General features: G+C 58.0%; 20 protein-coding genes and 5 tRNA genes. 6 read left to right on the forward strand and 19 right to left on the reverse strand.

Going from position 1 to position 19087, the window contains the following annotated elements; all coding sequences use genetic code 11:
* Positions 1 to 413: 413 nt before the first annotated feature.
* Positions 414 to 1592, reverse strand: coding sequence for an MFS transporter (locus tag F560_RS0107610; protein ID WP_019005129.1), 1179 nt, complete (start codon positions 1590 to 1592; stop codon positions 414 to 416).
* Between the two features lie 210 nt (positions 1593 to 1802).
* Between F560_RS0107610 and F560_RS0107615 the strand changes: the two genes are divergently transcribed.
* Positions 1803 to 3272 carry an aminotransferase class I/II-fold pyridoxal phosphate-dependent enzyme gene (locus tag F560_RS0107615; RefSeq protein ID WP_019005130.1) on the forward strand — a complete coding sequence of 490 codons (1470 nt, stop codon included), beginning with the start codon at positions 1803 to 1805 and terminating at the stop codon, positions 3270 to 3272.
* 156 nt (positions 3273 to 3428) lie between these two features.
* Positions 3429 to 3848, forward strand: a complete 420-nt coding sequence (locus F560_RS0107620) for a DUF1885 family protein (protein ID WP_019005131.1) — start codon at positions 3429 to 3431, stop codon at positions 3846 to 3848.
* Positions 3849 to 3960: 112 nt separating this feature from the next.
* Here F560_RS0107620 and F560_RS0107625 read toward each other — a convergent pair whose 3' ends face one another.
* The 3 genes from F560_RS0107625 to F560_RS0107635 all read right to left on the reverse strand — a co-directional run bounded on the left by F560_RS0107625 (position 3961) and on the right by F560_RS0107635 (position 5369).
* Complete coding sequence (locus tag F560_RS0107625) at positions 3961 to 4254, reverse strand: DUF1292 domain-containing protein (protein ID WP_019005132.1); 294 nt, start codon at positions 4252 to 4254, stop codon at positions 3961 to 3963.
* Between the two features lie 118 nt (positions 4255 to 4372).
* Positions 4373 to 4951 (reverse strand): stalk domain-containing protein, encoded by a 579-nt coding sequence (locus F560_RS0107630; RefSeq protein WP_019005133.1) that lies wholly within the window; start codon positions 4949 to 4951, stop codon positions 4373 to 4375.
* Between the two features lie 202 nt (positions 4952 to 5153).
* Complete coding sequence (locus F560_RS0107635) at positions 5154 to 5369, reverse strand: hypothetical protein (RefSeq protein ID WP_019005134.1); 216 nt, start codon at positions 5367 to 5369, stop codon at positions 5154 to 5156.
* Positions 5370 to 5524: 155 nt separating this feature from the next.
* On the opposite strand from F560_RS0107635, the gene F560_RS0107640 reads away from it, so the two are divergent.
* Entirely contained in the window at positions 5525 to 6253 is a 729-nt protein-coding gene (locus F560_RS0107640; RefSeq protein WP_019005135.1) for an MBL fold metallo-hydrolase, read from the forward strand.
* A gap of 262 nt (positions 6254 to 6515) precedes the next feature.
* Here the strand turns inward: F560_RS0107640 and F560_RS0107650 are convergent, their stop codons facing one another.
* Together F560_RS0107650 and F560_RS25525 are read right to left on the reverse strand one after the other, a co-directional pair.
* Positions 6516 to 6752, reverse strand: coding sequence for a hypothetical protein (locus tag F560_RS0107650; protein WP_019005137.1), 237 nt, complete (start codon positions 6750 to 6752; stop codon positions 6516 to 6518).
* A 70-nt stretch (positions 6753 to 6822) separates the two neighbouring features.
* Positions 6823 to 6993, reverse strand: coding sequence for a hypothetical protein (locus F560_RS25525; protein ID WP_156828923.1), 171 nt, complete (start codon positions 6991 to 6993; stop codon positions 6823 to 6825).
* A 191-nt stretch (positions 6994 to 7184) separates the two neighbouring features.
* Here F560_RS25525 and F560_RS0107665 point away from each other — a divergent pair.
* The 3 genes from F560_RS0107665 (at position 7185) to F560_RS0107675 (ending at position 8206) form a co-directional block, all read left to right on the forward strand.
* Positions 7185 to 7260, forward strand: a tRNA-Val gene (locus F560_RS0107665).
* A gap of 115 nt (positions 7261 to 7375) precedes the next feature.
* Positions 7376 to 8047, forward strand: coding sequence for a hypothetical protein (locus F560_RS0107670; RefSeq protein ID WP_019005139.1), 672 nt, complete (start codon positions 7376 to 7378; stop codon positions 8045 to 8047).
* An 83-nt stretch (positions 8048 to 8130) separates the two neighbouring features.
* A tRNA-Val gene (locus F560_RS0107675) sits at positions 8131 to 8206 on the forward strand.
* Positions 8207 to 8256: 50 nt separating this feature from the next.
* Here F560_RS0107675 and F560_RS0107680 read toward each other — a convergent pair.
* The 13 genes from F560_RS0107680 to F560_RS0107740 form a co-directional block, all read right to left on the reverse strand.
* On the reverse strand, positions 8257 to 9096 hold the full coding sequence (locus tag F560_RS0107680) for an SPL family radical SAM protein (RefSeq protein ID WP_019005140.1): 840 nt from the start codon (positions 9094 to 9096) through the stop codon (positions 8257 to 8259).
* Positions 9093 to 9812: a uracil-DNA glycosylase gene (locus F560_RS0107685; protein WP_026298149.1), complete on the reverse strand. Its 720-nt coding sequence runs from the start codon at positions 9810 to 9812 to the stop codon at positions 9093 to 9095. The genes F560_RS0107680 and F560_RS0107685 overlap by 4 nt, the downstream gene beginning before the upstream one ends.
* 53 nt (positions 9813 to 9865) lie before the next feature.
* Positions 9866 to 10420 carry a GNAT family N-acetyltransferase gene (locus F560_RS0107690; protein ID WP_019005142.1) on the reverse strand — a complete coding sequence of 185 codons (555 nt, stop codon included), beginning with the start codon at positions 10418 to 10420 and terminating at the stop codon, positions 9866 to 9868.
* A 166-nt stretch (positions 10421 to 10586) separates the two neighbouring features.
* Positions 10587 to 10850, reverse strand: a complete 264-nt coding sequence (locus tag F560_RS0107695) for a flagellin (RefSeq protein WP_156828924.1) — start codon at positions 10848 to 10850, stop codon at positions 10587 to 10589.
* 184 nt (positions 10851 to 11034) lie between these two features.
* A tRNA-Leu gene (locus tag F560_RS0107700) sits at positions 11035 to 11123 on the reverse strand.
* Between the two features lie 219 nt (positions 11124 to 11342).
* Positions 11343 to 11419, reverse strand: a tRNA-Ile gene (locus F560_RS0107705).
* 26 nt (positions 11420 to 11445) lie between these two features.
* Positions 11446 to 11522: transfer RNA gene (locus tag F560_RS0107710), tRNA-Met, on the reverse strand.
* Between the two features lie 89 nt (positions 11523 to 11611).
* Positions 11612 to 11794 carry a YycC family protein gene (locus F560_RS0107715; protein ID WP_019005144.1) on the reverse strand — a complete coding sequence of 61 codons (183 nt, stop codon included), beginning with the start codon at positions 11792 to 11794 and terminating at the stop codon, positions 11612 to 11614.
* A 93-nt stretch (positions 11795 to 11887) separates the two neighbouring features.
* Positions 11888 to 12052 carry a hypothetical protein gene (locus F560_RS25905; RefSeq protein WP_019005145.1) on the reverse strand — a complete coding sequence of 55 codons (165 nt, stop codon included), beginning with the start codon at positions 12050 to 12052 and terminating at the stop codon, positions 11888 to 11890.
* Positions 12053 to 12113: 61 nt separating this feature from the next.
* Positions 12114 to 13664 carry an ABC transporter substrate-binding protein gene (locus F560_RS22775; RefSeq protein WP_019005146.1) on the reverse strand — a complete coding sequence of 517 codons (1551 nt, stop codon included), beginning with the start codon at positions 13662 to 13664 and terminating at the stop codon, positions 12114 to 12116.
* A 99-nt stretch (positions 13665 to 13763) separates the two neighbouring features.
* Positions 13764 to 15314 carry an ABC transporter substrate-binding protein gene (locus tag F560_RS0107730; RefSeq protein ID WP_019005147.1) on the reverse strand — a complete coding sequence of 517 codons (1551 nt, stop codon included), beginning with the start codon at positions 15312 to 15314 and terminating at the stop codon, positions 13764 to 13766.
* Positions 15311 to 16195, reverse strand: coding sequence for an ABC transporter ATP-binding protein (locus F560_RS0107735; RefSeq protein ID WP_019005148.1), 885 nt, complete (start codon positions 16193 to 16195; stop codon positions 15311 to 15313). The genes F560_RS0107730 and F560_RS0107735 overlap by 4 nt, the downstream gene beginning before the upstream one ends.
* A gap of 4 nt (positions 16196 to 16199) precedes the next feature.
* Positions 16200 to 19085, reverse strand: coding sequence for an ABC transporter permease (locus F560_RS0107740; RefSeq protein WP_019005149.1), 2886 nt, complete (start codon positions 19083 to 19085; stop codon positions 16200 to 16202).
* Positions 19086 to 19087 lie beyond the last annotated feature (2 nt).

Genomic DNA, 19087 nt, shown 5'->3' on the forward strand with positions numbered 1-19087 from the left:
CTCCCCAGATAAGAACGTCATCTGTCTGCCCGCGACCACCCAAGTCTACAGGACTAGCCCTTGGCGGCTTTGGATTTCGTTGTGTTTTGGCAACTCATCCGACTAACCCTGCCTCCAATTGGGTTCGTGTACCTTGGCCCGTGCATTTGCCTCCGGCTTCCTTCAGATTCCGCCTCACGACGGACACCCTTGCCCTTGGCTACGGTAGGCGCTCGCCAGCCCCCGCTCGGGACTTTCACCCTAAAGATGACGTCCATGCTGGGCGTACAAACAAACCGGCAGCGGTGCCTTCATGGCGAACCGCTGCCGGTTTGTTTGCCGTCCGAACATATGGAACTGAAAAACGCAACGCGGAACTTGCCTTATGCCTTATCCGGCAAGGGGATTACAAGCGCGATCCGTGCGCCCGACCGTCAGCCGCGCGCCTGCGCCGCCGCGCGATCCGCCATGCGGAACCGGGCCAGAAGCCCCAGCGCGAGCAAGGACACGGCGCCGGACAGCGCATACGGCAGCCAATCGTAGATGCCGAGCAGCAGCGTGCCGAGCACGGGGCCGACGATCCGCCCGAGGCTGTCCATCGAGGAGCTGAGGCCGGAGGCCACCCCTTGCTCCACCGTCGTTTTCTGGGTAATCAGGGACGTTACGCAGGGGCGGGTAAGGGAGTTGCCGATGCCGAAGATGCACAGGTACACCGTGGCCGCAAACCAGTTGTGCGCGGTCAGCAGCAGGAAAAATCCGGCGGCCGAGATCACCAGCCCGATCGCGATAAACAAGCCTTCCCGCCCCTTCTTGACGAACCGGCGGACAACGCCGCCCTGCACAAGCGCCCCGACCAGCCCGCAGAAGAAAAACATGATGCCGACCTTGTAGGGCGTAACGTCGAAGCGCTTCATGCCGTAGAGCTGCATCGTCGCCTCCAGAATCGCCAGGGAAAACGTTACGAAAAACGCAAGGACATACAAGTTCTTGAGCGGTCCCTGAAAGGCCGTCCAGCGCGACGCCTTGGGCGCGGCGGCCGTCTTCGCGCGCTGCTCCGGCGTCAGCGATTCCGTCAGCTTCGCCCATGCGGCGGCAAGCGTCGCAAGCGACAGCCCCGCCGCCGCGAAGAACGGCGCGCTGAGCGAAATGTTGCTCAGCGCCCCTCCGACAAACGGGCCGAACGTAAAGCCGAGCCCGATGCTCATCCCGACGACCGCCATTCCTTTTGTCCGTTCCTCGTCGGTCGTAATGTCGGCCACGTAGGCGACGATGCACGCCGTAACCGCGCCGGAGAACAGCCCGCCGATCAGCCGCGACGCGTACATGAGCGCAAGATTGTCACCGGCAAACCCGAACAGCAAAAAGCTGATGCAGAAGCCCGTGATCCCGGTCATGATGACGGGTCTTCTGCCGATTCTGCCGGACAGCGCCCCCCACATCGGGGACACGACAAACGAAACGAGCGAATAGAGCGTCAGCATCAAGCCCGTGTGGACGTTGGCGGCGGCGGGATCGATGTCGGACACCGCCTGCGGCAGAACCGGAATAATGATGCCGAAGCCGATAAAAGTGGTGATCAGCATAAGCGATACGATGACAAGCTTGCTTCTCATGGATTCTTGTCTCTCCTCTGAAGCTCAAGATCAGATGTTCATGAAAGTATGGTAACATAGCGGGCGGCCGGTTCCAAATCCCGGAATTTGTCGGATGGATGACATTTCGGGCGCCGCATTTATTGCATTCCCCCTTATTTTTGCTATACTCAACCTAGTTTGAACGAATAGCTGAACTTATGCTAGGTATGGAAAGGCAGGCGCTACAAATTGGATCACTCCCGCACCCCCCTGTTCGACGCGCTGCGGCGGCATGCGGCAGCCGGACCGGTGCAGTTCCACATTCCCGGCCACAAGAAAGGCGCCGGCATGGACCCTGAATTTCGCAGGTATATCGGGCAAAACGTTCTCGATATCGACCTGATCAATATCGCCCCGCTGGACGATCTTCACCAGCCTGCCGGCGTCATCCTGGAAGCGCAAAAGCTTGCCGCCGACGCTTTCGGAGCGGACGCCAGCTTCTTTTCCGTGCAGGGGACAAGCAGCGCCATCATGGCGATGATCCTTTCCGTTTGCGGAAACGGGGACAAGATCATCGTACCCCGCAACGTCCACAAGTCGGTGCTTTCCGCCATCATCTTCGCGGGCGCGCGGCCGGTCTTCCTGTCGCCGGTGCGCGACCATCAGCTCGGCATCGATCACGGCGTCACGACCCGCGCGGTTCGGCGGGCGCTCGAACGGCACCCCGACGCGGCGGCGGTGCTGGTCATCAACCCGACGTATTTCGGCATCTGCGCCAATCTGAAGGAAATCGTCGATCTCGTCCATGAGTACGACATTCCGGTGCTGGTCGACGAGGCGCACGGCGCGCTGATCCATTTTTCCGACCGGCTGCCGATGTCCGCCATGCAGGCCGGCGCGGATATGGCCGCAACAAGCGTCCACAAGCTCGGCGGCTCGATGACCCAGAGCTCGATCCTGAATGTGCGGGCAGGGCTTGTCAACATCCAGCGCGTGCAGACGATTCTGAGCATGCTGACGACCACCTCCACCTCCTATCCGCTGCTGGCTTCGCTCGATACGGCGCGGCGGCAGCTGGCCCTGCACGGCAAGGAGCTGGCGGACAAGGCCGTGGATCTCGCCAACCGGACGCGGAAAGCGATCAACGAGATCGAGGGACTGTATGCCTTCGGGGAGGAAATTCTCGGCGACGAGGCGACGTACGACTACGATCCGACCAAGCTGACGATTCACGTGCGGCATCTTGGCATCACGGGCTATGAAGCGGAGAACTGGCTTCGCGACCATTACCGGATCGAAGTCGAACTGAGCGACATGTACAATATTCTGTGCCTGATCACGCCGGGCGACGACGAAGCGTCCGTCGGCCTTCTCGTGAAGGCGCTGCGCGAGATGTCGGAGCAATTCCTGAACACCCGCGAAGTTCCCGAAATCGTGGTCAAAATCCCCGAGATCCCCCATCTGTCGCTGACGCCGCGGGATGCGTTCTACGGAGAGACCGAGACGATCCCGCTGACCGCTTCGGCAGGCCGGATCATTGCGGAATTCATCTACGTCTATCCGCCGGGCATCCCGATTCTCCTGCCGGGGGAAGTCATCTCGCAGGAGAATATCGATTATATCGTGGAGCATCTGGAGGTCGGCCTGCCGGTCAAAGGTCCGGAAGACCGCACCGTCCGCCAAATCAAAGTCATCGTCGAAGAAACGGCCATCTCGTAACCGGCCGGAAAGCCCGTTGCGGCCGCATTTGCGGCAAAACCCTCGGACGGCGGATTCGATCCGCGCGCCGGGGGTTTTTCGTTTTTCGCCCAATGGCCAGGAATTCGTTGTGAAACGAACCTGATTTTGCTATTATGGGCTTGGAGGTGGCATTCGATGAGTCAGAGCGCTTACATATCGCTGGTTCAAGGATCCGCCGCAACGGACATTACGCTCGACGACGTGAAGGAGCATCTGCTGCGTTACCGCGCGCAAACCGCGCTGACCGGAAAGCAGCTCGGCTGGGACTACGCGAATGCGGCGTTCCCCTACACGATCGAGCACAAGCCGGGAGAAGACCGGCTCTGGTTTTATTTGAAAGGCTTGAAGCCGCAGTACCGCTTCATCTTGTTCGGCGTCGGCCGGAAACAGGAAGGCGACCGGTCCGTCCCGTACATTCAGGTCGTTCTCCCCGAAGGAGCCACGCACGGCGACAAGGCCAAAGCCAACGAATACTGCAAATGGCTCGGACGGCAATTGCTCGCGGAAGTGAAGCTGTTCAACGGCCGCATCATGCATTACAATCCCCGCAAATAAAACGCAAGGGCTGTCTGCTGAGCATCGCGCTCTCGCAGGCAGCCCTTATTCATCGTCAAATCCGGATGCGCTTCGCCGAAAGGTTCCGGAACCGTCTGCCGAATCCGGGGCTTCAGTCCGCTTCCCGGGCGGCGAGCTCTTCGTATACCTTCATAACCCGCTCCCATTCTTCGTCGTCTTCGATGTTGACGAGCACTTCGTCTTCCCCGTCTTCCTCAATTCGGAATATGACGCCGTCGTCTTCGGGATCGTTGCGGTCGAGCAAAACGGCATACGCATTGTCGCCGCTCTCAAACGTGTACACGAGCACCATCTCGTGTTCGTTGCCGTCCTCGTCGGTTACGACAAATACGGCCTCCTCGTCGTGGTCATGATTGCAATTTTCGTCATGAACATGATCGCTCATGTGGAACCTCCGTTCGATCGGTTGAATTTACCTACCCCCGTATCGTAACACTTCCCTACTCTCCGGTCAAACGAAGAACGCTCCGCCCGATCGAAAGGGGGAGCGCCTATCGCTTGTTTTACCTGGAAATAATCGTTTTCTCCGAGACCACCTGCATGGACGAACTTCCCGCGGGCTGCATCCAGAAACGAATCGTGTACTTGCCGCTCGACTTGAATTCGTAGCTGAAGCTGCTGCTCGTCGTAAACCAGAAATTGTCCTTGGTCGGAAAATCCTTGTCCTTGCTCGTGAGGCCGTCGATGTACGTTTCGGATCCGTAAGGGTCGGCAATCGTGACCTTGAACGCGGAAATGTCGGTCTGCAGATTGTCGATCTGGGCGAAGACGATGAAATTCACCTTCTGATCTTTCTGCACCGAGCCGAACGGCTTGCTGCCGGCCATCGTAAACATATGTACGTTAGGTTTGGCAATGACCACTTTCTTGTCGTTGTCGTCCCAGGAAACCAAGCCCTGTATGATATCGCCGACCGAGCGCACGCTGACGTAAGCTTTCCCGTCCACCATTATGCCGCTTTCATCGATCGTCTGCTTGTTGAAGATGATTCGAACCTTCTGCGAAACCGTGTCCGCGAAGATAACCGTGCTGCTGGCAATCATGAGCGCCACGGTTAAGGGCAGCAGCTTGCGGATGTTCATTCTGCACAACCTCCGTCATCACACTCTCGCATTCCTGTATACGTTATACCAATTGACAGGAAAAAAGTTGCGGAAGACGAAGAAAAATTCAGAACGGACATCCGCCGCTTCGCCGCCCGGGCGCTGGCACAGAATGTCGAATTCGCTCCGTTTGTGCGCTCGCCCGGGAAATACCCTCGCGGCCAGCCGGTTATTTCCCGGTTCAGTTCGCCTTGGGCAGCGTGAGCACGCACGGTACGCCCCGGCCTACGGCCCCCGGCTCGGACATTTTGGCCAGGTAGGCCAATCCCCTCGCGCACGGGGTTTTGCATACCGCGCATACATCCGAAGTGACGATTTTCATCTGCGGCCGGTGAATGACGGAGGAAAGTTCTTTTTTCTTGGATGCCCTCGATCCTTTGCTGCTCGGCTTGCTCATGGGACTCCCCCCTTCCGGGCATAAATGCCGCCACGATAACGTATGCGAAGGAGAGACGCCTTGCTTCGGCCGCCGATCGGATTTTTGGCGAACGCTTTTGCCGCAGTCCAAATCATGGTATATTCATGTCAAACGCATCTAAAGGGGAGCTTGGAATGGACATTCTCATGCTTGGAACGGGAAGCGCATTCGCCAAAACCTTTTACAACAATAACGCATTGGTCTATTCCGAAGGCCGCACCCTTCTGATCGATTGCGGCCACACGGCGCCAAGAGCGCTTCACCGCCTCGGCATTCCGCTTGCCGACATCGACGCCATTCTCGTTACCCATATTCATGCCGACCATGTCGGCGGACTGGAAGAGTTGGCGTTCCAATACTCCCTTATTTATAAAACCCGGAAACCGCTGTACGTGGCCGATACGCTTGTGTCTCCCCTGTGGGAGCATACGCTGCGGGGCGGGCTGCAGCAGGAGGATAACCACTCGCTGGAGGATTATTTCGACGTGCGCCCGCTCCGCGAAGGAGAGGCGGCCGAGCTGCTGCCCGGCCTTACGGCGGAGCTGCTGCGGACGGAGCATATTCCCGGCAAAAAAAGCTACTCCGTTCTGCTGAACGGCACGTTCTTTTATACGGCCGATATGAAATTCGACCCCGACCTGCTCCGCCGCCTCGTTTACGAGCGGGGAGTGAAGACGATTTTCCACGATTGCCAGCTTCATGCGCCCGGAACCGTTCACGCCTGCCTTCCGGAGCTGCTGACGCTTCCGGAAGACCTGCAGGAGCGGATTCGGCTAATGCATTACGGCGACGATCAGCCGAATTTCATCGGCCGCTCCGGGAAGATGACGTTTGTCGAGCAGCACAAACGGTACACGATCTGACCCCGGGATGACAATCGGCGGCGGGTTAAGGTATGATGGGGGAAGGAATCAAGACACGAAAGGAAGTTTGCCCGTTTGGTTACCGCCTACGTTGTATCCGGCATTCTGCTTGTCCTGATGATTTGGCTGCTGCTCTGGGTCACGAAGAAAGCTTACTCCCGCAAGTGGGAGGAATAACGGGAAAAAGCTCCGCCTGCCCTTAAGGGGAAGCGGAGCTTTTTTCGTCCTGGCGGCGGGCATGGTCCGGACAGGAATGAGGGCGCTACCATCCGACCCCCCATTCCATTCCCGGCGTCACATTCCGCGATTGATAAACGTCTTTCGATACTTCGCTTTCGTAGACGTCGGCGATCACGTTCGTCCCGTTCGTCCCGCTGTTGGCGTTTGCGGGAACGGCCGGCTTCGAGCCGCAGGCGGCGAGGACAAGCGATACGGCGAGAAGCGGCGCAACGGCTGCGATCCGTCCGAACCCGATGCGTCGATGGCTGCAGGCCGGCATGGGAAGCGCTCCTTCCTTTCATTCGGAACATGCGTTCCGTTTTACTCAGAATGCCCGCTTCGCCCGAACCTTAATCGCCGCTGCCGTTTTTTCGGTTCGGGTACCCCTTTATTTTCCACACGATACGCCGGTCGTACTCCGCCGAATCCTTGCTGACCATATGGGCCACAGCCGCCATTACCGCGCCGATCAATCCAAACAGGCCGATCAAAGCCAGCAGCAACATCGCACCCTCATCCATGCGTCGCGTTTCGCTCCTCCCCGCGTTCATGCCGATTTAGTTCATACTTACGTCAAAAGGCCGGCTTTCATCACCGCCATCCGGGCGACGGGAAAAACATTTTGGCGTCGATTGTGCAAAAACAAACCGGCTCCAACCGGTTGACATCGGACAAGGATCTTGGTAATATACAAAATGTCTTCGCGAGACGTGATCTGATAGCTCAGTTGGGAGAGCACCATCTTGACAGGGTGGGGGTCACAGGTTCGAACCCTGTTCAGATCACCATAATCAAACAATGAGCCTTCTTGCGTAACGCAAGAAGGTTTTGTTTTTTTGCAGCGTGACGGTTTAGAGACTGCTCCCGCTACCTACAATAGGTAACGAAGGAGTGAAGACAACTATGCTGAACAAAAACACGATCATGGCGAAAAGCCTGCTTCTGACGCTCGTTCTTGCCCTTGCCCTCCCCGCCGCCGCCGGCGCGGCCGCTTACGCGGCGGACGATTCCGCACCGGGACTTTCCCCTTCCCCGCAGACGCTTAACCGTTCCATCTCGGCAGAACCGGCGTCCCGCGGCCCGAACGCGGCGCTGCTCGATTTGCTGAAAACCGATGAAGCCACGCTCCGAAGCGAGCTTGCGGCGGGCAAATCGCTTGCGGATATCGCCGAGAAAAACGGCGTGTCCAAAGAAAAAGTGATCGACCTGCTCGTCAGCCAGCATATCGCAAGACTCAACGAGGCGGTCAAGGCGGGACAATTGACGGAAGCCGAGGCCGGACAGTGGAAAGCGAACATGGAGGAGCGCGTGCGCCAGCTCGTCGACCGGAAAGGCGGCCCGCATCGCCATCACCGGGGAGCCAAACGGTTAAACGACATCGCGCAGGTGCTCGGCATGAATCCGAAAGAGCTGATCGAAGAGCTGAAAAAAGGCAAATCGATCGTGCAAATCGGCAAGGAAAAAGGCATAAGCGAGTCGGCGATCGAAAGCAAGCTGCTGGAGAAGGAAAAGGCGAGAATACATGAGCTGATTAACCGCGTCTGGGGCAAAGGACGCCAGGTTGACCACAGCTGACCGTTAACGCGATAAAATATTTTATCCCCCCCTTTACAACCCTGCTGCGACCCGCTATAATAGATCAAGCCGAAACACTTCTTGATCTGATAGCTCAGCTGGGAGAGCACCATCTTGACAGGGTGGGGGTCACAGGTTCGAATCCTGTTCAGATCACCATATAACGTAAATGAAGAGCCACGCCGGGCGGCGTGGCTTTTTGGTTTTTATCAGGTTTGCCCCGCTTCGTCCCGCCTTCTTGCGGCCGGAGCGGGCGGCGCAAAGCCGTCGGCGCTGAACGCCACGCCGCCCGGCGGCATGAGGCCGGACAGCTCGCCAACGAGCGCCTCCGCGGCTTCCGGGCGGTACCATTCGCTCCAGCCGAGCTGCGCGAATGTCTCCCGCATCCCGAGCCGTTCGCTGCGCCTGCCGCCGCTGCCGTCTCCCCGGAAGAAGTCGTCGACGACCACTCTCGGCGCCGCCTCGGCCAACCGCCGGGCGAAACCGGGCGTATGCGGCAGAACCGGAGATACGGCCGCCTGCACGTCCACGCCGGCTTCGCGCAGCTTGCGCAGCGCCGCAAAGCGGGCTGCGATCGGCGGCGCATACGGCGTCAGCGCCCGCCGAACGTCGTCGCGGTCGCTTTCGATCGTCATGCTTACCCGCAGGCGGCCTTTAAGCCGAAGCAGCAGGTCCGCGTCCCGGACGACGAGCGGAGAACGCGTCTGCACCAGCACAAAGTCCGGCGGCTCGGCCGCCATCGCCTCCAGCAGCCGGCGGCTGACGAAGGCGGATGCCTCCAGCGGCTGATACGGGTCCGTAGCCGACGAGAAAAAGACGGTCACGGGCCCGTTCGCTTTGGCGCGCCGGAGCTCGCGCTCGAATCCCGAGGCATCCGCCTGCTTCCGCTCCACCCACTCTCCCCAAGGCTCGGACCGAAACAGCGCGACCGGAAGCCGGCGCACGTAGCAATACGAACAGCCATACGCGCAGCCGACGTACGGATTTAACGTATGCGTATAGCCCTGCAAGTAGCCCGACGCCGGCGTCAGCAGGCGGCGCGAGCTCATCGCCGGCTTGCTCCCGATACCAGGCGCTCCGTCTCCGCATCCAGCTCCGGTATTTGCCAGTCGATCTCGGTCTCTCCGATTGAACGCAAGAAGGCGTTCGTCCGCGAAAACGGACGGCTGCCGAAAAAGCCGTTATGCGCCGAGAACGGACTCGGATGCGGCGAAGCGATCACGTAGTGGCGCGAGCGGTCGATAAACGAAGCCTTCTCCTGCGCATGCCGCCCCCATAAAATAAACACGACCGGCCGCTCCCGCTCGTTCAGCGCCGCGATGACCGCATCCGTAAACCGCTCCCAGCCGAGTCCCTTGTGCGAGTTCGGCTGCCCTTCCCGCACCGTCAGAACGGCATTGAGCAGCAGCACGCCCTGCTTCGCCCAATGCTCCAAAAAGCCGTGGCTCGGGATCGTACAGCCCAGGTCGTCCCGCAATTCCTTGTAAATGTTTTGCAGGGACGGCGGCGTCTTCACTCCCGGCAGCACCGAGAAGCTCAACCCGTGAGCTTGCCCGTAGCCGTGGTACGGGTCCTGTCCGAGGATGACCACTTTTACCGCCTCGTACGAAGTCAAATGCAGCGCCTGGAAAATATGGTACATATCCGGATAAACCCTGTGCTGGCGATACTCCGCCGCAAGCTTTTTCCTCAATTCCCGGTAGTACGGCTTTTCCATTTCCGGCTGCAGCAGCGGGCCCCAATCGTTTTGGAATATGGCCGCCATATCGCAATCCCCCATTTTCATCGTCGCGTGATTCGCCATAAGACTCGAATTTATTATAGCAATCTCGCTTCCGCAGTTGAATCTTCTTCGTATTCGTCCTCCAGAATGGAATATTGGAAGGAGTCGTGCCATTGCCCTTTGTGCCGCATATGCCCGCGCAGATGTCCCTCATACTTCATGCCGATCTTCTGCATGACTTTGGCGGACCCGATATTCTCCGGACGGCACGTGGCGTAAATGCGGTGCAGGCCGAGTCGCCGGAATCCGAACCAAAGCATCGCCTTCGCCGCTTCCGACGCGTACCCTTGCCGCCAGTAGTCCGGATGGAAGCAATAGCCGATCTCTCCCTGCGACGGTTCGGAAACATGAATGCCGCAGCCTCCGATCAGCGATCCGTTTGATTTGAGCACGGCCGCGAATTCGTAAACCCGCCTGGGCTCCTGCTTCCGCATTTCAAGGGCGAGCCGGATGAACGCCTTCGTATCCGCTTCCGTATTCGGCCCCCATATCATGTACTTCGCTACTTCGGGATTTGAAGCGTAAACATGAACGTCTTCGGCATCTTCAAGGGAAAACTCTCGGATCAACAGGCGTTTCGTTTCCAGCATCCGGGCGATCTCCTTTCGTCAGGGGGATTCCTTCGCGCGACCTCTTTCGCTGCCTTGCCGCATTTCGCCATAGCGGGATTTGGGGGTATGAGGGTAAAACCGCGTGGCGCAGGGGATGGGAAACGGATAGGATTTTAAGTCCTGTGCGTCTTTAGCGAGTCTAATCTTACTCCAACAGCTTCAAAACAAATCTCGGTAACGCATTGGCTTGTGCCAGCATCACCTTTCCCGCTTCCGCTAATATTTGACTCCTCGTCAGTTCCGTCATTTCTTTTGCCATATCCGCATCCCGAATTCTGGATTCGGAGGCGGATAAATTTTCCGCATAGTGTTGCACGTTATTTAAAGTATGCTCAAGACGATTTTGATAAGCACCCAACCTAGCGCGTTCAGCAGAGACTATGTTTATAGCATTCCGGATTTTAGCCATTGAAGATTGTGCATTTTGCAGGGTGTCTATGGATACTTCAAAAGGTTGCAGTATAGTCGCAGTCCCATTGTTAACCCGAACAACGACTTGCAAAAAATCACAATCGATAAAAAGAACCCCTTTTTCCGACTTGAGATTGACAGGCCGAAAAAGGGGATTTATTAATCATAAGTGTGGGTGCTACTGGTGCCGAGGACGGGAATCGAACCCGTACGGTGGTTACCCACCCCAGGATTTTAAGTCCTGTGCGTCTGCCAGTTCCGCCACCCCGGCACGAAAATCTCGGGTTTCCAAGAATTGTCGTGCGACAACAAGGTATATCATATCACGTATCGTAAACGCATGCAATATCATCATTAAATGTATGGATAACGAGGCGCCCATTAGCAAATCCGTTAGCAATTCATCGGACACCGAAATTTCGCCGATACTAAACTAATGAAAAGGGGCCCACAAAATCAAAAAAACCTTGATTGATCAAGGCTTTTTGGCTGGTGGGCCCTGAGGGACTCGAACCCCCGACCAATCGGTTATGAGCCGACCGCTCTAACCAACTGAGCTAAGGGCCCTCGTACTGGTCCATTCAAGGTATGATTGGTTGCGGGGGCAGGATTTGAACCTGCGGCCTTCGGGTTATGAGCCCGACGAGCTACCGGACTGCTCCACCCCGCGCCAGTGGTTAAAGGTGCTGTCGACAGCGACAAGAACTAATATACAGCAGGGGGATTTATGAGTCAAGAAAAAAATAGCATTTTGCAGAATTATTTTTCGTTCGGCTGCTCTTTTGCTGCTTCTGCGCCGTTCGCCGCCGCTTCCGCCTTGGCCATATCGGCGAGCTTCTGCAGCAAAATATGCTGCGGCATATGCATCAGATGCTCCAGCGGCACCTTCAGATGCTGCGCCAGCTTCTGCGCCGTTTCCGCCGACAGAGGCATTCTCCGCATGCTGTGCACGCTCCTTTCCCTTCCTAGACGATACCACAACGAGCGGGCAATGCCAAGGCCGGCTTCGCGAACGGAAGCCGGCCCCGAGAACCGCTACGGCACAAACCGCACTCCGTATTTCCCTTTGCGGGAGCGGTACACTTCGATCTCGCGGGGCATGTCGACCCCGAACAGCCACCCGTCAACCTCCATGCGGCGAACGAGACAGCCCGCCTGAAATTTGCTGTCGTACAGTCTCGCCCAGTACACCCAATTCATCGCCTGCGATCCCTCCGATATATGGGCTGCTGGTCCTTAGGATGCTCGTTCGCGCCCAAGCTTAACCGCCCGCCGCTCTGGGGACCATTTCTTTTTGCCTCGACATCTCGTCGCTCATGTAGGGCGTAAGGTCCAGCTCGCCTGTCGGGTTCGTCTTGATTTCCTGCAGCAGCTTGTTGCCGTTCGCTTGCCACTCCTGCAGCGCTTCCTTGACCGTCAGGTCGCCTCTCAGCGCTTTTTGGAACAATTGGTCCCCGATCGTGGAAATATACATCAGGTTCGGCCGCTCGCGGTTAAGCTTATCTTCGGCCTCGTTGTATTCGAATTTGTTCGGTTTGAGCTTATAAAACGCTTCGATGTTGTAGCTCAGGCCGTCAATCGGCTTGATGAACTCGGTAAGGGAGCTCATTTCATAGGTGCTGCGCGCTTTGAACTTGGCCGTCTCCTTGCTCGTGCTAAACTTGATGAATTCCCACGCGTCGTCCGGATTTTGCGCCTTGCTGTTGACGACCATGATCGAGCCCAAATACATGCTTCCTCCGACATCCGGCATTTCCGGAAGCGTCGGATAGGTGACGATATCCCAATCGATGAGCTGGTATTTTTTCAGTTTGTCGACGTTTTCGTTAAACGTCTTTAACTCGTTGATCATATAGGCGCCGCCGATCGTCATCGCAACCCGGTTGGTGAAGAACGGGCGGTTAGAGTACGGGTCGTACCTGACGCCTTCGTTCGTCTCCTGCGGGTCGGGCATCAGATCCTCCTGATTCGGAATGACTTTTTGCCGGTACAACTCGACCGGCCGCTTCCACGCCCGCTCCCATTGCGGCGTATCGACGCTCATCGTCTCGCCCTTGTCGTCGTACATGCGCAGCTTGAGCGGAGCGACGATATTGTTGACGGAATAAAAATTGAGATCGCCGCCCCAATCGCTCAGCGACAACCCGAATACTCTGTCTTTGCCCGTCCCCTTGCTCATCTGAACCGCCAGGTCGAAGATTTGGTCCCACGTCATGCCGTCGGTGGGAGGATTTACGCCCGCTTCGGAGAACAGCTTCTTGTTATAGAACAGCACGCTCGAGCTGAACGTCGGCGTCAGCCCGTAAATTTGATTGTTCCCGATTTCCCGCAACGTGTCCATCACCGCAGGCACAAACGCCTCCAGATCGATTTTGTCCTTTTTGATATAGGAATCGAGCGGCACGAGCAGATTATCCTGAATAAGCCGGGCCACCGTACCTTGGTCCAGGATCAGCACATCGACCGGATTCGCGCCGGTCATCATCTCTTTCAACTTCTCGTAATTGTCCACCCGCTGCTGCTCTTTCATTTCCTCTTCGGAAGCGAACCGCATCGAGGACCAATCGGAAGCGTATTGAAACTCGATGTCGATGTTCTTCTTCGCCAGCTCGAACATATCCGAATACTGCTGGCGCAAGTAGGATTCGTCTTCCTTGCTGCCGGACATTAGCCCGATGCGAAGCGTTCTCCGGTTGTTCGGGTCGTCGGAATCGTCTCCGGCGCTGCAGGCCGCGGCAAGCGCGGCGAAAACGGCAAAAACGAGCATTACGGATATCGATTTCAATAAACGCAAACGGCGAATCGACTGCACAGCATTTCCCCCTTATCAAAGTAAAAGCACCGCGCAAATCCGTATCCTCCCGATGACTGCGCGGTGCTGCCCAGGATCAAATCCGGATTCCGTTATCCGTTAATCAAGGATGGCCATCCCGGAAGCCGAATGGGTCAATTCCTTGGCGCCGTAGACCCCGTCGTTTACCCCTTCGATGGGACCGTTCGGATTGAGCTTGATTTTTTGCAGCAGGTCGTTGCCCTTCGTCTCGAATTCGGCCAGCGCTTCCTTGACCGACATTTCGCCGTTGATCACCTTGTTGAACTCGGTTGCGGCCAACTGATCGATCAGGCTCAAATTCGGGCGCTCCTGGTACAGCTTCGACCAGGTTGCGTTGTTGCGCTGCGGTACGGGCCTTACGCTCGTGAAGGCCTCCATGTTGTAGCTCATGCCTTCCTTCGGCTTGGCGAATTCGATCAGCGACGGCAGCTCGTAGCTGCTCCGCGCCCGCAGCTTGCCCCACTCCTTGCCGTTCATGAACTTGACGAACTCCCACGCGTCGTCCGGGTTCTGAGCCTGGGCGTTGATGCCGGCCAGCGTGCTGATGTAGATGTAGTTGCTCACGCCCGGATTTTCCGCGAAGGTCGGCACGGAAACGACATCCCAGTCAAGCGCCTCCATGCCTTCGAATTTGTCGACGTTTTTGTTGAACAGTTCGATATCGTTGATCATGCTGTACGAACCGATGACCATCGCGACTTTGCCCTTGAAGAAAGCCTGTTCTTGGTACGGATTATAGCGGTACTTGCCGTCGTCGGGCTGCGGGTCGGGCTGGAGATCTTCCCGGGTCGGAAGCACTTTGTCTTTGTACAGGTTCGCAAACGTCGTCCAGACGGCCTCCCATTGCGGCGTGTTGACCGTCATCGTCTCCGCCTTGTCGTCGAACATCCGAAGCTGCAGCGGAGCCGCGTAATTGACCATATCGTAATAGCCGTCGCTGTAGCCCCATTGGTTAAACGTAAAGCCGAACGTCGCGTCTTTGCCCGATCCGGTCTTCAGGCGGCGCGCCAGATTAAACAAGTCGTCCCAGGTCATGCCGTTGGTCGGAACTTCGACGCCCAATTTCGAGAACAGTTTCTTATTATAAAAAAGCGCGGAAGGCGAGTAGGTCGGCGCCAGGGCGTAAAGGTTCTGGCCGTCGCCCATCTCCTTGATCCCTTCGATCACGGCGGGCACGTATTCGTTCAAATCGATCTTGTCTTCCTTAACAAGCGGATCGAGCGGCTTGAGCAAGTTTTCCTGCACCATGCTGCCCAGCATGCTGGAATCGTTCAGGATCATGACGTCCACGGGATTGGGGCCCGTCATGATTTCCTTGACCTTTTCAAGGGGATCGGGCTGCTTTTGGTCCGGGGTTTGCTCCTCGAACTGCGTCTCGCTCCAGTCGATCGCCGGAACGATCTCGATGTCGATGTTGCCGTGCGTAAATTCGAACAGGTCGGTATATTGCTGGCGGAAATATTGCTCTTCCTGGCTGCTTCCGTACATCGTGCCGATGCGCAGCGTGCGCCGGTTGTTCGGATCGTCGGAGTTGCCTCCGCCGTTGCAGGCGGCAAGCAGGGAGCCGGCCAGCGTCAGGCTCAAGCCGGTCAACGCCAGCTTGCGAAAGCGGTTCGGGATAGTTTTCATGCAGGTTCCTCCTCAATCGGTTTCGGTGCTTTGATGACGATTTGTTCTCCGTCGAACTCCATGCTTGCCTTGTCGCCGATCGAGAGAGCCTGCAAATATTCCTTGGGAATTTGCAGCCTTCCTACCCGGTCGACCACAACGAAAGCTTCATGCGCCTCGTTCAACCCTCCGCCGTGAAGCGGAGAAGCGCCGTCCAGATTCGGATTGCGCTTGATAAACTCGGTGCTCGTGAGCCCGTCGCGGATGGCGACGACGCGGTCGACTTTGCTGGCCAGCGACAAATCGTGGGTCACGATGACGATCGTCACCCCAAGCTCACGGTTGAAACGGCGGAATATATCCATGATCAAATCCGACGTTCGGGTGTCGACCGAGCCGGTGGGCTCGTCGGCCAGCAACAGCTGGGGCTTGTTGGCCAGCGCGATCGCGATGGCGACGCGCTGCTGCTCCCCGCCGGACAACTGCGTGAGCTTGTTGTGCATGCGGTCCTTCAGGCCGACCCATTCCAGCAGCTGCTTGGCATAGGCCCGGTCCAGCTTGCCGGAAAACATCATCGGCATCTCGACATTTTCCAGCGCGGTCAGAAACGGCAGCAGGTTGCGGGCATTGTTCTGCCAAATAAATCCGACGGTATCGCGCTTATACTTGACAAGATCGTCGTCGCTCGCTTTCAGCAGGTTCCACGGGCCGACGGTCACTTGGCCGGCGGAGGGCCGGTCGAGTCCGCCCAGAATATTGAGCAGCGTCGATTTGCCGCTGCCGCTGTTGCCGATGATGGCCATCATCTCGCCTGCGCTGACCGACAGATTCAATCCTTGGAGCGCGACAACCTCGAGATCGTCGGTTTTGTAAATTTTCACCAATCCTTCGCAGTTAATCATCGCGCTAACGCTCCTCTCCAAGCTTGACGGCCTGATGCACCCGCAACCGGCGAATGTGCGTCACGAGCATCACTATACCGATGAAGATCATGACGCCGACGACGGCGTAAAGCCGGATATCGTCCGCACTGTCGAACACGACCCGGAACGGCGGCACCTGGTTCGCCGCATTGTCGGTCGTTTGCAGAAACGGCAGGAACAGCAGGCTCGTCAGCTTGCCGATGCCGATGCCAAGTCCGATGGACAGCCCGGCCGTGAATATCTGCTCGAGCAGCAGCATGCCGGTCAGCTGCCTTCGCGACAGCCCCATCGCCCGCAAAATCCCGATCTGCACGATCCGCCCGGACAGATTGAAGAACCAGAACAGAACGTATCCGGACAGCGACACGATCACCGTCACCAGGAAGCCGAGGCTCAGAATGCCGAACACGCCGCCGCGGGCGGGATGTTTGGCTTGGGCGATCAGCTCGCTGCGAACGTCGTCGATCGAGGCGATCTGTATGCCCTTTTCCTGCAGCACCGGGATGATCGGGGCCGTCTTGGCGTCCGGCTGCATTTTCAGCCACACCTCGTAGGGCATAAGCGGCGCTTGGTCGTAGATATAGTCCAGGTTGGCGACGATGAACGGCGATTGATCCGGATATTGGCCCGGCCAATACGGAATGATCGCCGCGACCACGAATTCGACCGGCTGGTCCTGCAGCACGACCCTGACCGAATCGCCTGTCTTCAAGTTGTACTTCTTCGCCAGGTTCGAGCTGACCAGCGCGAATTCCGGCGCTTTGCCCATGACGGCGAGATACTTGAACGGATGCGCGGGATACAGGTCGTCGCGGAACCAGGCGACCCGGGCAAAATCGACGTTGTCGATGCCGACGACCGTTCCCTGCCCCGCCGACCGCCCCGAAATCGTAATATTGGCTTTCGTCTGCAGCACTCTGGCGGCGTGCTCGACGCCCGGCAGCGTGCGGAACACTTCGAACGGCGGCTCGTTGTAATTGATCCGGGTAACCGTCGGCGTCTGTCCGCCTCCGCCCGCACCGGGACCGCCGCCTTGTCCCTGGCCTCCTCCTTGCCCTTGCCCGCCGCCCTGGCCCGAGCCTCCGCCCGACGACGGGGGCGCGAATTCGGCATTCGCTTCCCAGCTCGTCTTGACAATGACGTCCGTCCCGTATTTGTACAAAATCCGCTCCTCCGAATTCAGGCCGATCGTACGGGCCGCAGAGGCGTTGTACACGCCGAGCCCGAGCGTCAAAATCAGCAGAATCATCAGCGGGTAATACGATTTGGATGAGCGGGACAACTGCGTGAGCGTCAAGTACAGCGGAACCGGAAGGAATTTTTTCCAAAGCCAGTTAAACAGCTTGAGCAGCAGCGGGAACAGCCTCAAAAAGACGAGCGCCGCCGAGAAGATCGCGATCGCCGGCACGAAGAACAGGAACGGCTGCACGTTAAGCTGGTCCGTCGTCACGCCGGTTTTGAACGAAACCATCTGCCGCTCGTTAAACAGATACCAGCCGTAGGCGGCGACGGCGAGCAGCGCGACGTCGAGGAACCAGCGCTGCCATGCCGGCGGCCGGTCCGTCCGCGCCATCATCCGCTTGTAATCGACGATCGAGGTCCGCGTGAACACGATAGCCGGGATCACAGCCGCGCCGATCGCCACGAGAACGGCCGCAAGTCCCGCCAGAATCCCGTCCGTGCCGAAGCCGACCGGGATCGCCTTGCGGTTGACAAACTCGAGAAAACCGCTGGCCGAACCGATGCTCTTGGCCATGAACCATCCGATCATCGGCCCCAGGATCAGCGACAGGGCGCCGAGCAGAACCCCTTCGAGCAGAAACAGCATGAAGATCTGCCTCGTTGCGGCGCCCCGGCTCCGCATCACCGCGATGTCGGACCGCTGCTTCTCCAGCGATTGGCGGGCGTTCATCGCAATGAAATAGAACACCATCGCAATCATCGGCGCCGCCAGCATAAACAGCATCGTTTGCATCTGCAGGCTGTCGCGGCGGAATTCCCCGAGCATGTCGGCGAAGGAAAGGTCGACCCGCGTATCCTTCAGCTTCTGGTACACCTCGATATCGATCCGGCTCAGCGTGCTGCTGAGCGGCGCCAGCTGGCTCGTCTGGATGTCGCGCAAATCGTACACGGTGTACCAGTTCGCCGTTTGAAGCGGTATCTTCTGCTTGCGGACCAGATCCTCAAGCATCGCCTCGTCGGAGATGAACAGCGTGTTCATCAGGCTGTCGAGGCCCTGATACCAGTACGCGCCGGTTTCGTCCTTCGGCTTGTAGGCGCCGACGATTTCCACCCGCAGCGTAAGGTTCAGGCCGCCGTAAATCGGATACAGCAACACGTCTCCGACATGAAGGTCGTTGCGGAACATCGCTTCTTCCATCATGACCGCCTGCAGCGTGCCGTCGGCGCCCGCCCGGTCGGCGAACCAGCGTCCGGACGCGAGCTCCGTCTGATCCTTCAGGCCGCTGAAGGAAGCGATGGTCATCGTGCGGGTCCGGCTGGCGTCGACCTTGGTCGGGTCCTCCGGCGTCACCTGCGTGTTGCGCAGCGTCAGGCTCCGCTGGGACACTTCGACCGGAAAGCCGATGGCGGCGGGCACCTCTTCGTTAATGTACTTGTCGACATTGCCGAAGCCTTCAAGGTCCGTCTTCCCGTCGGTCGACTGGTAACGGATCAGCAGCGACCCGGCCGGAAGTCCTTGGCTGTTGTCCTGGAGCGATTGGGCAACGACCCGCTTGAGCGCTCCGTCGGCATACATCGGAATGCTGGTCGTAAACGCGACGGCCACCAGCAAACCGGCCAACGTGCTGAGCGTAAGCCAGCGGGTGTTCCACATTTTACGGAATAAAAAACGGATCAGCGCGCTCATGC

Origin of the sequence: Cohnella laeviribosi DSM 21336 (assembly GCF_000378425.1) — a bacterium.
Lineage (GTDB): Bacteria > Bacillota > Bacilli > Paenibacillales > Paenibacillaceae > Cohnella > Cohnella laeviribosi.

Coding starts and splice junctions, on each gene's coding strand:
- F560_RS0107610 (WP_019005129.1), bottom strand. CDS start 1,592: ATGAGAAGCAAGCTTGTCATCGTATCGCTTATGCTGATCACCACTTTT.
- F560_RS0107620 (WP_019005131.1), top strand. CDS start 3,429: ATGAGTCAGAGCGCTTACATATCGCTGGTTCAAGGATCCGCCGCAACG.
- F560_RS0107625 (WP_019005132.1), bottom strand. CDS start 4,254: ATGAGCGATCATGTTCATGACGAAAATTGCAATCATGACCACGACGAG.
- F560_RS0107630 (WP_019005133.1), bottom strand. CDS start 4,951: ATGAACATCCGCAAGCTGCTGCCCTTAACCGTGGCGCTCATGATTGCC.
- F560_RS0107635 (WP_019005134.1), bottom strand. CDS start 5,369: ATGAGCAAGCCGAGCAGCAAAGGATCGAGGGCATCCAAGAAAAAAGAA.
- F560_RS0107640 (WP_019005135.1), top strand. CDS start 5,525: ATGGACATTCTCATGCTTGGAACGGGAAGCGCATTCGCCAAAACCTTT.
- F560_RS0107650 (WP_019005137.1), bottom strand. CDS start 6,752: ATGCCGGCCTGCAGCCATCGACGCATCGGGTTCGGACGGATCGCAGCC.
- F560_RS25525 (WP_156828923.1), bottom strand. CDS start 6,993: ATGGATGAGGGTGCGATGTTGCTGCTGGCTTTGATCGGCCTGTTTGGA.
- F560_RS0107670 (WP_019005139.1), top strand. CDS start 7,376: ATGCTGAACAAAAACACGATCATGGCGAAAAGCCTGCTTCTGACGCTC.
- F560_RS0107680 (WP_019005140.1), bottom strand. CDS start 9,096: ATGAGCTCGCGCCGCCTGCTGACGCCGGCGTCGGGCTACTTGCAGGGC.
- F560_RS0107685 (WP_026298149.1), bottom strand. CDS start 9,812: ATGGCGGCCATATTCCAAAACGATTGGGGCCCGCTGCTGCAGCCGGAA.
- F560_RS0107690 (WP_019005142.1), bottom strand. CDS start 10,420: ATGCTGGAAACGAAACGCCTGTTGATCCGAGAGTTTTCCCTTGAAGAT.
- F560_RS0107695 (WP_156828924.1), bottom strand. CDS start 10,850: ATGGCTAAAATCCGGAATGCTATAAACATAGTCTCTGCTGAACGCGCT.
- F560_RS0107715 (WP_019005144.1), bottom strand. CDS start 11,794: ATGCGGAGAATGCCTCTGTCGGCGGAAACGGCGCAGAAGCTGGCGCAG.
- F560_RS25905 (WP_019005145.1), bottom strand. CDS start 12,052: ATGAATTGGGTGTACTGGGCGAGACTGTACGACAGCAAATTTCAGGCG.
- F560_RS0107730 (WP_019005147.1), bottom strand. CDS start 15,314: ATGAAAACTATCCCGAACCGCTTTCGCAAGCTGGCGTTGACCGGCTTG.
- F560_RS0107735 (WP_019005148.1), bottom strand. CDS start 16,195: ATGATTAACTGCGAAGGATTGGTGAAAATTTACAAAACCGACGATCTC.
- F560_RS0107740 (WP_019005149.1), bottom strand. CDS start 19,085: ATGAGCGCGCTGATCCGTTTTTTATTCCGTAAAATGTGGAACACCCGC.